Annotated in this window: 12 protein-coding genes; 4 read left to right on the top strand and 8 right to left on the bottom strand. The window is 68.0% G+C overall.

Annotated features, from left to right (window positions below; genetic code table 11):
* Nucleotides 1-15 precede the first annotated feature (15 nt).
* On the top strand, nt 16-867 hold the full coding sequence (locus tag SK803_RS15725; protein ID WP_319966717.1) for a helix-turn-helix domain-containing protein: 852 nt from the start codon (nt 16-18) through the stop codon (nt 865-867).
* Between the two features lie 37 nt (nt 868-904).
* Nucleotides 905-1,024 carry a DUF397 domain-containing protein gene (locus SK803_RS15720; RefSeq protein ID WP_319966716.1) on the top strand — a complete coding sequence of 40 codons (120 nt, stop codon included), beginning with the start codon at nt 905-907 and terminating at the stop codon, nt 1,022-1,024.
* On the opposite strand, the gene SK803_RS15715 is transcribed toward SK803_RS15720, so the two are convergent.
* Together SK803_RS15715 and SK803_RS15710 are read right to left on the bottom strand one after the other, a co-directional pair.
* Complete coding sequence (locus SK803_RS15715; protein WP_319966715.1) at nt 1,002-2,333, bottom strand: O-antigen ligase family protein; 1,332 nt, start codon at nt 2,331-2,333, stop codon at nt 1,002-1,004. The genes SK803_RS15720 and SK803_RS15715 overlap by 23 nt on opposite strands.
* On the bottom strand, nt 2,312-3,169 hold the full coding sequence (locus SK803_RS15710; RefSeq protein WP_319966714.1) for a YveK family protein: 858 nt from the start codon (nt 3,167-3,169) through the stop codon (nt 2,312-2,314). Before SK803_RS15710 ends, SK803_RS15715 begins: the two co-directional genes overlap by 22 nt.
* Before the next feature lie 137 nt (nt 3,170-3,306).
* On the opposite strand from SK803_RS15710, the gene SK803_RS15705 reads away from it, so the two are divergent.
* Entirely contained in the window at nt 3,307-4,272 is a 966-nt protein-coding gene (locus SK803_RS15705) for a TolB-like translocation protein (protein ID WP_319966713.1), read from the top strand.
* Here SK803_RS15705 and SK803_RS15700 read toward each other — a convergent pair.
* Genes SK803_RS15700 through SK803_RS15690 form a run of 3 tightly spaced genes read right to left on the bottom strand, consistent with a single transcriptional unit; the run spans nt 4,265 to nt 7,985 of the window.
* Complete coding sequence (locus SK803_RS15700; protein ID WP_319966712.1) at nt 4,265-5,458, bottom strand: rhamnosyltransferase WsaF family glycosyltransferase; 1,194 nt, start codon at nt 5,456-5,458, stop codon at nt 4,265-4,267. The genes SK803_RS15705 and SK803_RS15700 overlap by 8 nt on opposite strands.
* Nucleotides 5,455-6,957 (bottom strand): lipopolysaccharide biosynthesis protein, encoded by a 1,503-nt coding sequence (locus tag SK803_RS15695; RefSeq protein ID WP_319966711.1) that lies wholly within the window; start codon nt 6,955-6,957, stop codon nt 5,455-5,457. The genes SK803_RS15700 and SK803_RS15695 overlap by 4 nt, the downstream gene beginning before the upstream one ends.
* Entirely contained in the window at nt 6,915-7,985 is a 1,071-nt protein-coding gene (locus tag SK803_RS15690; RefSeq protein WP_406601538.1) for a glycosyltransferase family 2 protein, read from the bottom strand. The genes SK803_RS15695 and SK803_RS15690 overlap by 43 nt, the downstream gene beginning before the upstream one ends.
* Before the next feature lie 65 nt (nt 7,986-8,050).
* Between SK803_RS15690 and SK803_RS15685 the strand changes: the two genes are divergently transcribed.
* On the top strand, nt 8,051-8,896 hold the full coding sequence (locus SK803_RS15685; RefSeq protein WP_319966709.1) for a glycosyltransferase: 846 nt from the start codon (nt 8,051-8,053) through the stop codon (nt 8,894-8,896).
* On the opposite strand, the gene SK803_RS15680 is transcribed toward SK803_RS15685, so the two are convergent.
* From SK803_RS15680 to SK803_RS15670, 3 genes are all read right to left on the bottom strand, one after another.
* Nucleotides 8,868-10,094: an MFS transporter gene (locus SK803_RS15680; protein ID WP_319966708.1), complete on the bottom strand. Its 1,227-nt coding sequence runs from the start codon at nt 10,092-10,094 to the stop codon at nt 8,868-8,870. The genes SK803_RS15685 and SK803_RS15680 overlap by 29 nt on opposite strands.
* A gap of 176 nt (nt 10,095-10,270) precedes the next feature.
* Nucleotides 10,271-12,094: an asparagine synthase (glutamine-hydrolyzing) gene (gene asnB, locus SK803_RS15675; protein WP_319966707.1), complete on the bottom strand. Its 1,824-nt coding sequence runs from the start codon at nt 12,092-12,094 to the stop codon at nt 10,271-10,273.
* Between the two features lie 4 nt (nt 12,095-12,098).
* Entirely contained in the window at nt 12,099-14,105 is a 2,007-nt protein-coding gene (locus SK803_RS15670; RefSeq protein WP_319966706.1) for a glycosyltransferase, read from the bottom strand.

Genomic DNA, 14,105 nt, shown 5'->3' with positions numbered 1-14,105 from the left:
CTAGCGTGCAAGAGCATGACCGCGATCATCTCCACTGCGTACAGCCGGGATCTGGGCGACGAACTACGCCACCTGCGAGAGACCTGCACGACGCTGGGCGGCCGCGCCATGGCCGTCCAGCTCGGGTGGGACCCGAGCAAGGTGTCGAACATCGAGACCGGCAAGGCCCGCGCCAGCGACGTCGACCTCGCCCAGTACCTGGCGACGTGCGGCAAGGACCTGGACTTCCTTCAGGAGTTCAGCAACCGGTACCGCCACGCCTTCGACCTCTACTACGCCCAGGCACCGGGCACTCTGCGTACGCTCGCCATGGTTGAGTCGATGGCCACGAAGATCTTCGCCTACGAGATCTTGTCAATACCGGGTCTCCTGCAGACGGAATCTTACGCACGCGCGCTGTTCACGGAGATTGGCAGCGGGTCGCTGGAAGACATCGAGAAAGGTGTCGAGCGCCGTATGGGGCGGCAGAGCATCTGGCGGCGGCCGTATCGCCCCGAATGCGTGTTCTACGTGCACGAAGTGGCGCTTCGGATGCGGATCGGCGATGCCAAGGTCATGGAAGACCAGTACCTGCGGCTTCTCTTCAACGCGCACATCCTGCGAGTCGTGCCGGCGACCATCAAAGGCTTCGCGTTCCGCTCGAAGTGCACGCTGTTCGAGTTCAGCAAGGCGTCACCCTTGGCCTACACGGAGACCGATCTGGCCAAGGTGTTCGCCCAGGGCCCGGAGGCCCTCGCGGCGAGTAGGAAGCTCTTCGAGCGGCTGGATGCCGTCGCCCTGGATGAGGAACAATCGAAGAACAGGCTGGCGGAGTACGTCAGCGGACTTCGAGAGGATCCTCATGACCCGCGAACGGACCTGGCGTAAGAGTTCATACAGCACCGAGGACCACGAAGGTGACTGCGTGGAGGTTTCGCTGGCTCACGACGCCCTGGTCCGGGACTCGAAGAACGCGAGCGGCGGCGTCCTCGCGTTCTCCGCCCCTGCCTGGCGCGACCTGATCAGCTGGCTGGGCTCTCGCTGACCACCGCGGTCCTGGCCGCGGCCTCGGCCTTCGCTATTCGCAGCAGCGCCCCGGACACCCCGATCAGCAGGAACGCCATCCCTGTCGCCACGCTGAAGCTGAGCTGGTCGAACGTCGCGGCGCCCAGGGCCGACGTGAGCATCGCGCCCACCAGGCACACCGCGATCCCGCGGACGCTCTCGTCCCTGGACAGCGCGCGGGCCCTCAGCGCCGCGTAGATGCCGCCGACGAACAGCAGGACGTAGGCGAGCAGGCCCAGGTAGCCGTTCTCGATCATCGTCAGCAGGTACTGGTTGTCGAGGATCGTGTACTTGGAGGGCAGGAAGGTGCCGAAGCCGCGGCCCAGCCACGGGTGTTTGGCGATCTCCAGCCACGCGCCGTCGTAGTCCTTGGTGCGGCCCTGGAACGACGGGTCGTCCTCGATGTTGGAGAACATCGACGTCACCGTGCCGAACAGGCCCGGCACCACGGCCGAGGCGCCGCCGAGGAACAGCGCGCCGACGCCGAGCAGCGGCAGACCGCGCCGCCGGGGGAGCAGCAGGCCGAGCACGATGCCCGTCACCACGAGGCCGATGATCGCCGTGCGGGACAGCGACAGGATGGCCATCAGGCTCAGCAGCGACAGGGCCGTCCACCAGCGGCCGACCGGTTCGCCGCGGTCCTTCGCCTGGAACACGAAGTGCGCGGCGAACGGCACGCCCAGCACGCAGACCAGGCCGAACTCGATGGGGTGGTTCACGGTGCCGGCCGGGCGGAAGAAGATGGACCGCGACTCCAGCGCCGAGTAGCCGTTGTCCTGCACGCGCAGGCCCGGCAGCGTGATGTACGACGCCAGGTCGAGGCCCAGGCCGAACTGGATCAGGCCGACGAACGCGCCGAACGTCAGGCAGCCCACCATCACCTTGAGCATGCGGCTCAGGCGTTCACCGCTGCGGACCGCGTCGATGACGAACACCGCGAGGGCGGACATCGCCACGATCCGGATCAGCGCCGAGTCGGACACCGACAACTCGTCGGCCGGCAGGTACCGGCGGGTGGCCAGCGCGTACGTCATCAGGTGCAGCGAGACGTAGACGCCCAGCAGCGTGCGGACGGTGTTGCGGCCCTTGGCCAGGCCGAGGTGGTCGACGAGGTGCGCGGCGAACCACACGATCGCGAGGCACAGCGCCACGAACAACGCCGGCGGCAGCGTGATCGGGACGAACGCGATGGTGAACCTGGCGGGGACGGCGAGCAGTGCCAGCAGGTAGAAGATCAGCAGCGTGGCACCGTCGGCACGCTGCTGGGTCAGTCGTCCTTGGTCGGCCATGCCGGGTCTGGGGGCTTGGGTGCGGGGATGATGACGGTCTTCTGGTGCGCGTTCGGCAGGCCCTGGCTCTGGACGATCGGCCGGTGGGGCTGGCCGCCGTTGCCGTTGTTCGGCGGCGGTGCATGCGGTTGCGGCCGGACCGGGGCGAGGGGCTGCGGCGTGGTGTCCTTCTCGGACGGTGCCGCGCCGGATTCCTTGTCCTTGCGGCGTTTCGCCCTGAGCATGATCGAGTCGGCGGCGAACGTCGAGGCGATCGTCAGCAGCAGCAGCACCACGGTGGCCGCGCCGACGTACCGGACCTTGCCGCCGATCTTGGCAGAGGCCGTGGTCGGCTTCACCAGGATCTGCGCCGTGATGAACGTCTGCTCGGGCGCGTTCAACGCCTTCTGCTGCGCCGCGAGCTCGTTCACGGTCTTCTCGAGCACCTTGCCGACGAGGCCCTCCGCCGACTCGGCCGAGTCAGCCTCGGTCGAGACGAACAGCAGCGGGCCGCCGACGGGGCCGGTGTTCGCGGTGTAGGTGGCCGTCGAACCCTTGCCCGCCAGTTCCTCCGCCGTCTTCGGGTCACCCAGGACCTGGGTCAGGATCTGCGCGGTGGTCGTCAGGCTGCCGTCGAACTGCAGCAGCGGGTTGACCTTGACCACGTCCTCGGGCTTGGTGTTCCCCGAGTACTTTCCGCCGGCCGCGGGGGAGGTGAGGACCAGCACGCCGCTCGACTCGTACCGCGTGGGCACGGTGATGTAGACGTACAGCGCGAGGACACCGGTGAGCAGCACCGCGGGCAGGGCTATGTACCACCGCCGCCGCAGCACTCGTACGGTTCCCCAGAAGTCCATCAAAATCCCCGATCCGCGGCTCGGTCTTGCGAACGCACAATTCGTAGGGTATCGCCTGCCTGGAAAATCGGGGTGAGCTGCCAACTGTTACAGGCCGTAGCTGACGAGCGATGAAGGAAAGGAATCCAGGAGGCAGCATGCGTGCAGGACGACTGACCGTGACCATCGCGGCCATTCTCGTGGTCGTCGGTGGGACAACGGCTTACGTCGTCTCGGCGGCCGGTGACGCCAAGACCCCGGAAGGGGCTCAGCAGGTGTCGCAGGCCAAGACCGGTGATCTGTTGTTCGTCGATCTCGCGGGCGGGCAGAACCGGGTCGAGAAGCTCGCCGACGGTGGTGCCCGCACCCCGACCGAGCTGGCCTGCCAGCGGTTCTACGCCGCCGGTGGCACGAGCGTGTGCCTGAAGCTGTCCGGTCCCGGCCCGTCCTACGCCGCCGAGGTCAGCCGCGAGGGCAAGCCGGTCAAGACCATCCCGCTGCCCGGCATCCCGAGCCGCGCGAAGGTGTCGCGGTCCGGGAACGTGGTGTCGTGGACCAGTTTCGTCACCGGCGACTCGTACTCGGTGCCCGGCGGCTTCTCCACCCGCACTGGCTGGTTCGACGTGCGCACCGGTGAGACCGTCGAGTCGATCGAGCACTTCGCCGCCACTGTGGAGGGTGCTCCGCTCACGGCGAGTGACGCCAACTACTGGGGTCTCACGGTCGGTTCCGACGACAGGACCTTCTACGCGACGCTCGCCAGCGGCGGTTTCACCTGGCTGGTCAAGGGCGATCTCGTCAGCAAGTCCGTGACGTCGTTGCGCCGCGACGCCGAGTGCCCGTCGCTCTCGCCGGACGGCACGAAGGTCGCGTACAAGAAGCGCATCGGCCGTCTCGGGCCGTGGGACCTCGCGGTGCTGGACCTCGCGACCAACGAGGAGAAGCGGCTGCCCGGCACGGCAGGCGTCGACGACCAGGCGACCTGGCTCACCGCGGACGAACTCGCGTTCGCCGCGGTGCCGAAGGACGCCAAGCTGCCCGCGGTTCACGTGATCCCTGCCGACGGCTCGCAGCCCGCCAGAGTGCTGATCCCGGACGCCACCTCGCCGTCCCCGGTCATGTAGCGAGCTCGCGGCGGAGCACCTTCTCCAGCTCATGTCCTGCCGCATCCCAGGAACGTCCCTCCACACTGGACGCGGCCGCTCTGGCGATCGCGTCGAAGTCCGGCGATGTGACCACTTCGGACAACGCACGCGCCAGTGAGTGCGGGGTGGGCGCCGCGTACCGGACGTGGTCGTTGTCCAGGACTACGCGGTTGAAGTGCGCGTCGTTCACCACGGGGACACATCCGGCCGCGAGCATCTCGTGCGGCACCAGCGACACGTTGGTCATCGACAACGACAACCCGGCGAAGCAACGGTTGTAGATGGCGTTGAGCTCGTCGGGCGTGACGAGGCCGTGGTCGTGGAACTGCGGCCCCAGCTGCCCGATCTTCTCGCCGTAGACGTGGATCTTCAGATCAGGGTGCTTCTCGGCGAACACCTCCAGCGCGAGCAGGCCGAGTTCGAACGCGCGCCGCGGCGCCTTGCGCCGGGCGTAGAAGACGATGCCGTCGCGCTGGTCGTCACCCAGCTTGTACCGGTCGGCGTCGCAGCCGAAGTCGAAGTGGTCGGCGGGCATGCCGTGGTCGTCGCGGACCTTGTCGGCGAGGAACCGGCCGGCGGTGAAGCCGTGCATGCCCATCCGATAGGTGTTCTCCGCCAACGCGTACAGCCCGCCCGACGGGTAGAACCACGGCTCGTAGTCCTGCACGAGGTAGAACCTCTTGCCGGCACAAGGGTCGTTGAACGCCGGGTACGCCGTGATCCAGGCCGTCGCGAACACCGCGTGCGCGTCGGCCATGCCGTCGGTCACGTCGTGGATCGAGCCCTTGAAGAACGGGAACGCTTCCCTGATACCGGGTTCGAGGTCGGCGACCGTGTTGCCGAACGTGTCGTACAGGTAGAGCTTGCACTCGTGGCCAAGCGACTCCAGATGCCGGACGAGCCGGAACATCGTGGTGTGGCCGCCGGATCCCTTGGACGGGGGAGTGGTGACCCAGTTGACGACGAGCTTGCCGTCCTGGGGGATCGGCGGGATCACCACCGGTCTGCGCGACTCGACGTCGGCCTTGCGGACGTCGTCCAGGCGCACGGGCAACTCCTCGCCCTCGACGCCGAGCCTGCGGGTCGCGGCGGTGAGCAGGCGGGCGCCGAGTTCGCGCGCCCCCTGCTCCCGGACGATCTTCGTGACCTGCCTCAGTCGTCTCATGACGCCTTCCTGCGCAGCACGCCAAGGATTTCGTGTCTCATCGGGAACACCACGACCGCGTAGGCGAGGCAGGACAGCGCACCGCCGGCCAGGATCTGCAGCAGCTCGCTGTCGATCACGTTCCGGACCGCCAGCACCACGGCGACCATCAGCACACCACCGAGGAACGGCCGCAGCAGCCGTGCGCCCAGCGCACCCGCACGAATGCCGTAGGGCTTGAACGTGACCAGGTACGCGGGAGTGATGATCAGGACGGCGACGATCACGTGCGCCGCCGCGACCCCGCGAATGCCGTCGAGGTGCGCGCCCAGTGCCAGCAACGGCACCAGCGCGGCCAGCCAGACCAGGTGGATCCACAGGATGGCCCTGGACCGGCCGGCGGACGCCAGGAAGTCGTAGCCGAGCTCCAGGGCGACCCGGACCGCGCCGAGCAGCACCAGCAACGCCAGGGCGGTCGCCGCGGGCGCCCAGCGTTCGCCGTAGACGACGCGGATGAGCGGTTCGGCCAATGCGGCCAGCAGCACGCACGCGGGAACGGTGACGAGGGCCAGGAGTCCCAGCGCGCGGCCGAACGACTTCTGGAACAGCTCGGGATCCTCACGGACCTTCGAGAAGGCCGCCAGCGACACGCTTCTGACCGGTGCGGAGAACGCCGCCACCGGCCAGCTCGCCAGGTTGAACGCCAGCAGGTAGTAGCCGAGCGGCACGGTGCCGAGCATCGCGCCGACCACGATGTAGTCGACGTTCATCACGCCGAAGATCAGCAGGCTCGACCCGGCGAGCGGCAGGCCGAACGCCAGCAGTTCCTTGGCCTGGGCCCGATTCCAGCCCGGCCGGAAGCGGTCCTCGGTGAGCCAGAACATGATGACGGCGGCCGACAGGTTCTGCGCGATCCGCTGCCACGCGAGGCTCCACGCGCCGAAACCCATCAGCGCCAGCACGACGGCCACCGCGGTGCCGCAGACGAACGCGGCGGTGTCGGCGTAGAACTTGTGGTCCTGCCGGAAGTTCCGCTGCATCATCGCGCCCGGCACGGCGGTCGCGCCGGCGATCACCAGCGCCACCGACATGAGCTGGATGACGCCGGCCGCCTCGGGGGCGTCCATCGCGTTGGAGAACCACGGCGCGCCGGCCCAGCAGATCAACGCCAGCAGCGTGCCGGACGCGAGTGACAGCGTCGTGACGGTGGGCGCCATCTCCTCGATCGGGCCGTTGTGGCGCACGAGGGCCGCGCTGACACCGAGTTCGGACACGCTCAGCACGATGTTGAGCACGACCAGGGCGACCGCGAAGACACCGAACTGCTCTGGCGCGATCAGCCGGGCCAGCAGGACGCTGATGCCGACCGCCGCGAGGCGTTGGAGCAGCGAGTTGATCGCGCTCCAGCGGATCGCGCTGGAAACCTTGCTTTCGAGCTTGCCGTTGTCCTGTTCGGGGGTCTTCTGGTCCGCGGCCGTCACCACTCGCCCCGCCACTTCCAGCGCTGCGTGCTCGCCCACAGCTTCGCGCGCTTGTAGGCGTGCGGGGCGAGGAACAGCTGGGTGCGGCTGAGGAACGACGGGCTGAACTTCTGGCGGCGCAGGAGTGCCCGGTACTCCGGCAGCGTCTCCATCTCGGGGTAGGTCTCGCGGGCGAAGTCGACGAGTTCCTTCTCAGTCCCGTCGAGCTGGTCGCGGTCGTGCAGCCGGACCGCGCGCCACAGCGCGTCACTCGCGATGGCCTTGCGCGCCAAAGTCTTCAGCCGCGCGGGCAGGCGGGGGTTCTGCTCCAGCACCAGGTCGAACACGTCCCGGCGCTGTTCCAGATCAGCGAACACCGACTTGAACGTCGTGCGCATCATGGAGTTCTCGTGCACCCGGTAGTAGGCGCCGGGCTTGCCGCTGACGTACCCGATGTCGGACACGGCCGCGATGCGCAGCCACATCTCCAGGTCGCCTGCGTGCGGCAGGTCGGAGCGGTAGCCACCGACCTTCTGCTGGATCTTGGTGCGCACCACGACCTCCGGCGAGGAGATCACGTTGCGGCTGCTGCGGAACCGGTTCTCGATCCAGTCCTCGCCGCGCCACACCTTCGCCGACGTCGGCAGCTGGGTGACCTTCGGCAACGCGTTGTGGTCGCTGTAGTACACGACGCGGCCGTACACCATGCCCACTTCGGGGTTCTGCTCGAAGACCTCGGCCGCGCGTTGCAACGCACCGGGCGCCAGCAGGTCGTCCGCGGACAGCAGCACCGTGTAGTCGGCGCTCGCCCAGTCCAGCAGGCCCTCGTTGTAGGTGGCGATGTGCCCCTTGTTCACCTCGTGCCGGTATCCCTCGACGCGCTTGTCGGCGGCCATCAGTTCGGCCATCACCTCAGGAGTGTTGTCCGACGACGTGTCGTCGATCACCAGCACTCGGACGTCCACGCCTGGCTGGTCGAGGACGCTGCGGACGCAGGCCGGTAGGAAGTGGGCGTAGTTGTAACAGGGGATCACGACGTCCACTGTGGGAAGCGTTGGCACAACCTGACTATCGGTACCGCGCCCCATTCGTTAGCCCCGCAACGTTTTGGGCCCATCGGGCGATGTAGGCGATGACCGGAGTAAGGGGAGTCATGGCCGACCACGTCATCCTGACGCGCTTCAACCTGCCTTCAAAGGGCGCCGAAAGTTACGTCCGGGCAAAGGAAGGATGGCTGACCGAACGCGTTGCGCTGTTCGAGCGCTACTGCCTGCCATCGGTGCTCGCGCAGACGGACAAACGGACGCGTTGGCTCATCTATTTCGACCCCGAATCACCGAAATGGCTCAAGGACAAAATCGCCGAACATGGCGATGCGTACACGCCCGTTTACCGCGCGGAGGTTTCGCGGGAAGAGCTGAGATCGGACATCCGGTCGCTTTACCGTCAGGTCGGCTCCGAGCTCATCACCACGAACCTCGACAACGACGACGGCCTGTCCGTGGACTTCGTCGAACGCCTCCGCGCCGCACCCCGTCCCACCACGACCGCGGCGTACTACCTGGTCAACGGCCTGATCAAGTCCCCTGGCGGCCTCTACCACCGCGTCGACCGGCACAACGCCTTCGTCTCGGTCCGCGAGACCTGGGACGAGCCGGTGACCTGCTGGGCGCACTGGCACAACCAGATGCACCTGCACTTCCCCGTCGTCGAACTCGGCGGTGCACCCGGTTGGCTGCAGGTCGTGCACGGCAGCAACGTGTCGAACCGCACACGCGGCCGGCTGGTCTCGCCCGAGCCCTACAGGGCGTCGTTCGGTGACTCGCTTGATGATGTCGCTGAGCCTGGTGTGGCCGCTGTCGCACAGGACCGGCTGGTGGCTCAGCCCGTCCGGTTCATGCGTGACTCCGGACGGGTGGCGGCCAAGAACGCGGCCATGAAGGTGCTGGGCAGAGGCGGCTTCGAGAAGATCAAACAGAAGCTGGCTGCTCGCGGTTGATTCCGTAAGCCACAACTAGCGTCACGGTGAGTGCGATCAGCGCCACCGTGACGCCGGTGCCGAAGCTCGCGAACTGCAGCAGCAGTCCGAACGCGACGGACGAAACGAGACGGCCGAGCGCCTGCCCGGTCTGCACCACCGACAAGCCCGACGCGCGGAGCGACTCCGGCGCCGACTCGCTCACCTTGGCCGACAGCACGCCGTCCGTGGCCGCGTAGAACAGCCCGTGCAGCAGCAGTGCGGCGATCGCCACCCCCAGCCCGCCCTCCGGGATGAACAGCAGCGCGTACACGCCCAGCAACAGCCCGTGGCCCATGAGGAACATCCGCCAGCGCCCGACCCTGTCGGCGAGCCTCCCGAGCGGCGCGGCGGCCGCGAGGAAGACGACCGCCGTGCCGAGCGGGAGCAGGGGCAGCCAGCCGAGTGAGATGTTCGTGGCCTTCTGCACCAGCACGTAGACGAACGCGTCCGACACCGTCGCCAGCCCCAGCATCCCGGCGGAGAGCGTGGTCCGGCGGAAGTGCTTGTCGGTGAGCAGGTTGAGCCCGGCCTTGAACGACGGCCGCGGCCCCTTGGGCGCCTTGTCCGCGGGCGTGTCCCGCACGAACGAGATCAGCACGATCAGCCCGATGACCGCGAACGCCGCGGACACCGCGAAGATCGGCCCCGGCACCATCCCGATCTGCGCGAGCAGCAGGAACGTCACCAACGGCCCCAGCAGCGCGCCGAACGTGTCCATGCTCCGGTGCACGCCGAACGCGGCCCCGAGCCGGTCCTCCGGCGTGGCCAGCGAGATCATCGCGTCCCGCGGCGCCGTCCGGATGCCCTTGCCCGCCCGGTCCGCCGCCATCAGCGCGCCGATGCCGAACGGCGACGCGCCCACCAGCGGGAAGAAGATCTTCGTGACGGCGGACAACCCGTAGCCGGCGGCCGCGACGGCCTTGGGCCTGCGGAACTTGTCCGACACCGCGCCGCCGACGAGCCGCAGCGCCGCCGTGGCACCGGTGTAGATGCCGTCGAGCAGGCCGAACTGCGCGTAGCCCAGCTGCAGCGTGAAGAGCAGGTACACCGGCAGGAACGCGGTGATCATCTCGGCCGAGATGTCGGTCAGCAGGCTGACCGTGCCCAGCGCGAACACCGTGCTCGGCAACCGTTTGCGGAAGTCGGTCTTGGCGGGGCGGGAGGAGGCGACGTACATGCGGGCCTACCTGCCCGCTGCTCGGGCTGATGGCGTCTGCAAGTACCACCAACTCTTGATCGAATCGCCTGTACCTACTACCAACTCGTTCGGCGTCCGTCGAACAGGTTGGTAGTAGGAAAGTGCCTGTTGATGTTGGGTTGGTGGTACTTGCAGACGCCAGAACAGCATGCGGGTCACCAGCTCAGGGTCTGGTGCCACACCTCGAGCGACAACAGCGTCCAGATGCGCGGCTGCTCGTTGCGGTCACCCGAGTCGTGGTCGTCGAGCAGCGATCGCACCGCGGCCCGGTCGAAGGTCTTGCCCACGAACGACGTGGGCCCGGTCAGCAGGTCGTAGGCCATGTCCCGCAGGCCGTCGCGGAACCACGCGTCCAGCGGCACCTTGAAGCCCGACTTCGGGCGGTCCACGATGTCGGCCGGCAGGTGCTGGCGCGCGACCTCCTTCACGACCCACTTGGTCGTGCCGCCGCGCACCTTCACGTTGCTGGGCAGCGAGAACGCGAGTTCGGCCACCCGGTGGTCGAGGAACGGCGGGCGCAGTTCCAGTGACGCGGCCATCGACATGCGGTCGCCGCGTTCCAGCAGGTTGTCGGCGAGCCAGGTGTGCGAGTCGGCGTAGAGCATGCGCCGCAACGCGTCCCCGCGCCCGTTCTCGTACGGGGCCAGCACGGACCTCGTCGCCGGTCCGCCCAGCAGCGTCGCCCGTTCGGACACCGTGAACGGCGCGAACCAGCCGCGCATGCGTTCGGCGTACGAGGGTTCGGCGATGGCGCGCAGCGCGATGCCCAGCCGTGCCTTCGATGCCGGGAGGGCCTTCTCCAGCCGCCGCAGAGCGAACGAGGGGAGTGCGCCGGCGAGCCGGGTGGCCTGGGCGAAGCGGTACTTCGGGTAGCCGCCGAAGAGCTCGTCGCTGCCCTCGCCGGACAGCACGACCTTCACGTCGCGGCGGGCCAGCTCGGCGAGCCGGAACACGGCCACGTCGGCGGGTTCGGACAGCGGGGCGTCGCGGTGCCAGGACAGCTTGGCCCAGCTGTCGCGGAAGTCGTCGGCCGTGACGATGACGTTGTGGTGCTTGCTGCCGACGATCCCGGCGACCTTCTCGGCCCAGTGGATCTCGTCGACGCGCGGGTCGCCGAAGCCCGCGGAGAACGTGTGCAGCTCGGAGTCGCCGCGTTCGCGCGCCACCAGAGCCGTGATCAGCGACGAGTCCACGCCGCCGGACAGGTACGCGCCGACCGGCACGTCCGCGACCAGCGCGTCCCGCACGGACGCGGTCAGCGCCTCGTCGACCAGCCGGACGGCTTCCTGCGGTGTGACCTGCCTGATCTCCGACGAGCGCGGCAGCTCCCAGTACGGCGACGTCCGCACCTCGCCAGAAGCCGAAACGACCAGGTGGTGGCCCTGCGGCACCTTCCGGACGCCGCGCACCAGCGTGTGCGGCGCGGGCACGGAGCGGTGCGCCAGGTAGTCGTGCAGCGACTCCTGGTCGACCTCGGCCGAGCCGATCGCGGGCAGCAGCGCCTTGATCTCGGACGCGAACGCGAACATCGAGGAGTCCGCGTAGTAGTACAGCGGCAGGATGCCCAGCCGGTCGCGGAACAGGTGCGTCTCGCCGGTCCTGGCGTCGTGGATCGCGTACGCGAACTGGCCGCGCAGCTTCTCCACACCCGCCGCGCCGTGCTGTTCGTACAGCGCCAGCAGCACCTCGGTGTCGCCGTTCGTCTTGAACGGGTACGCGAGCCCGGTGCGCAGCTGCTTGTAGTTCAGGATCTCGCCGTTGAACGCGATCGTGGTCGTTCCGGACGCGCCCGCCATCGGCTGCGGTGAACCGGCCAGGTCGATGATCGACAGCCGGGTGTGGGCGAAGCCGATCGAGCCGTCCGACCAGAAGCCGCTGTCGTCCGGGCCGCGGTGGTGCAGCCGCTTCGCCATCTCGGCGAGCAGCTCACGGGCCACGGGCGCGCCGTCGAACCGTCTGACGCCTGCGATTCCGCACATGGGTTCAGCGCCCTTCCGCGAGCTGCATGAGTTCACGGGCACGGGAGTCCCACGACGAGGTCAGCACGGCCGCACGCCGTTCGGCCGGGGTCTTCAGGCCGCCGTCCTTCAACGTGAGCCGGATCTGGTCGATGAAGTCGTCGTGGCCGGACGCGATCCGGATGACGTCGGCGTACCGCTCCACCTCGGGGAAGTCCGTGGACACCACGGCCAGGCCGAGCGCCAGGTACTCCTTCATCTTGATCGGGTTCGCGTGCTTGATCCAGTCGTTGTCGAGCCACGGCATCAGCGCCACGTCGAACCCGGAGCCGTAGCCGGGGATCTGCTCGTACGCCCGGAAGTCCAGCCAGTGCACGTTGGGGTACTTCTCGTAGCGCTCCATCGAGCAGGTGGCGTCACCGATCAGCACGACCGACGCCTCGGGGAACTCCCGCGCGACCTTCTCGATCAGGTCGAAGTCCACCAGGTAGTCGTCGAGGCTGCCGAAGAACCCGATGCGCGGCCCGGCGATCGACGCGATGTCGGCGGGCAGCTCGGTGCGCCGGGTGAAGTGGTCGACGTCCACGCCGTGGTCCAGGAAGTGCGCGCGCTCACCGGTCAGCGCGGACTCTTCTTCCTGCAGAGCGCGACTCACGTAGAGCACGGTGTCCGAATTGGACAGCAGCTGGTTCTCCAGCGCGGCGATGGTGCCCTGGTCGGCCTCGGGGAACGCCGAGTGCCGATCAGAGCGGTTGAAGATCAGGCCCTTGTGCTTCATCGGCTTCACGACGTCCCACGCGGTGGGGATCGTGGCCACGACGACCGGTGTGCCCATGCGCAGGAACCAGCAAACCACGCGAACCTGAGTCCGTACGAGGACGGAGTTCAGCTTGCGCAGCCACGGCTTGCCGTAGAACGGCAGGGGAGCGGGCGTCATCACGTAGAAGTTCGGCGTCTCCGGGATCGGCCGGCGCACCAGCATCGCGACGCTCTTGGCCTTGCGCAGGATCCGGCGCAGGAACTGCGTGCTCTTGCCCGGTGACGGCATGCGCAGGCCGATGCTGTTGACCAGCAGCACCTTGCGGTGCTTGGCGACCCGGCGCAGCAGCTGGAAGTCCGAGTGCGCCCGGTTGTGGTACCACCAGTCCTGCGCCGAGAAGCACAGGTAGGCCGGTCCCTCCGAGGCCACTTCCTCCGGCCACTTCCGCATCCGGAACAGTCCCTTCAGAGCCGCCCGGTTCTTGGGCGTGCGGAAGCGCAGGCCTTCGTTCAGCAGCACGACGAGCCACATGAGGATCGCGGCGAACCTGCCGTGCCGCTCGCGGTGCAGGCGGACCCGGTTCGCGGCCAGCAATGCCCACAGCCGCGGGTTCGTGTTCGACTCGCCACCGATGTGCGTGGCGATCGCCCGCGGCTCGAACCACACGCCACCGGCGCGCAGCATGTACTCCACTTCCTCCGAATAGAGGAAATAGCGTTCGTCCAAAAGGCCGTGCTTCTCGATGACTTCGCGCTTGATGAGCCACGCGCACCCGGTCGCCCACTCGCCGTGACAGGCGCCCTGGTAGTGCTTGTCGCCGAACACCGTCGCGCCGATGCCCATCCGGCCTGCCCGGACGCCGCCGAGGAGCGCTTCGGCGAGCGAGGTGCGCAACGTGGGCTCGCGGCGCAGCGAATAGTGCACCATCCCGTCCGTGCTGAGGAGCTTCGGCACGGTGATGGGCTTGTCCGCGGCGCGCAGCGTCTCGATCGCGCCGGGGTTCAGGCGGGTGTCCGCGTTGAGCACGAGAACGTCGTGGCCAACCGCTGCTTTGATGCCGAGATTCACACCCGTCGCGAATCCTCCGTTGACCGGATTCCGGATGATTTGTGCGTCCGGTCGTGTGGCGGCGACCACACTCACGGTGTTATCGGCGGAAGCGTTGTCGACGACGATCACCTTGACGTCGTCCGGCAGCGAGGTCAGGCACCCCTCGATGACCTGTTCGCTCTGGTACGTGACGATGACCACCGCGACAGGTGACCGTTCCAC

Source organism: Lentzea miocenica (genome assembly GCF_033949945.1).
Taxonomy (GTDB): Bacteria; Actinomycetota; Actinomycetes; order Mycobacteriales; family Pseudonocardiaceae; genus Lentzea; species Lentzea miocenica.
This window is presented reverse-complemented; position numbering and strand designations above follow the sequence as displayed.

Bases quoted from the DNA above. Each gene is read 5' to 3' on its own strand.
- SK803_RS15725 (WP_319966717.1), top strand. From the start codon at position 16: ATGACCGCGATCATCTCCACTGCGTACAGCCGGGATCTGGGCGACGAA.
- SK803_RS15715 (WP_319966715.1), bottom strand. From the start codon at position 2,333: ATGGCCGACCAAGGACGACTGACCCAGCAGCGTGCCGACGGTGCCACG.
- SK803_RS15710 (WP_319966714.1), bottom strand. From the start codon at position 3,169: ATGGACTTCTGGGGAACCGTACGAGTGCTGCGGCGGCGGTGGTACATA.
- SK803_RS15705 (WP_319966713.1), top strand. From the start codon at position 3,307: ATGCGTGCAGGACGACTGACCGTGACCATCGCGGCCATTCTCGTGGTC.
- SK803_RS15700 (WP_319966712.1), bottom strand. From the start codon at position 5,458: ATGAGACGACTGAGGCAGGTCACGAAGATCGTCCGGGAGCAGGGGGCG.
- SK803_RS15690 (WP_406601538.1), bottom strand. From the start codon at position 7,985: ATGGGGCGCGGTACCGATAGTCAGGTTGTGCCAACGCTTCCCACAGTG.
- SK803_RS15685 (WP_319966709.1), top strand. From the start codon at position 8,051: ATGGCCGACCACGTCATCCTGACGCGCTTCAACCTGCCTTCAAAGGGC.
- SK803_RS15680 (WP_319966708.1), bottom strand. From the start codon at position 10,094: ATGTACGTCGCCTCCTCCCGCCCCGCCAAGACCGACTTCCGCAAACGG.
- asnB (WP_319966707.1), bottom strand. From the start codon at position 12,094: ATGTGCGGAATCGCAGGCGTCAGACGGTTCGACGGCGCGCCCGTGGCC.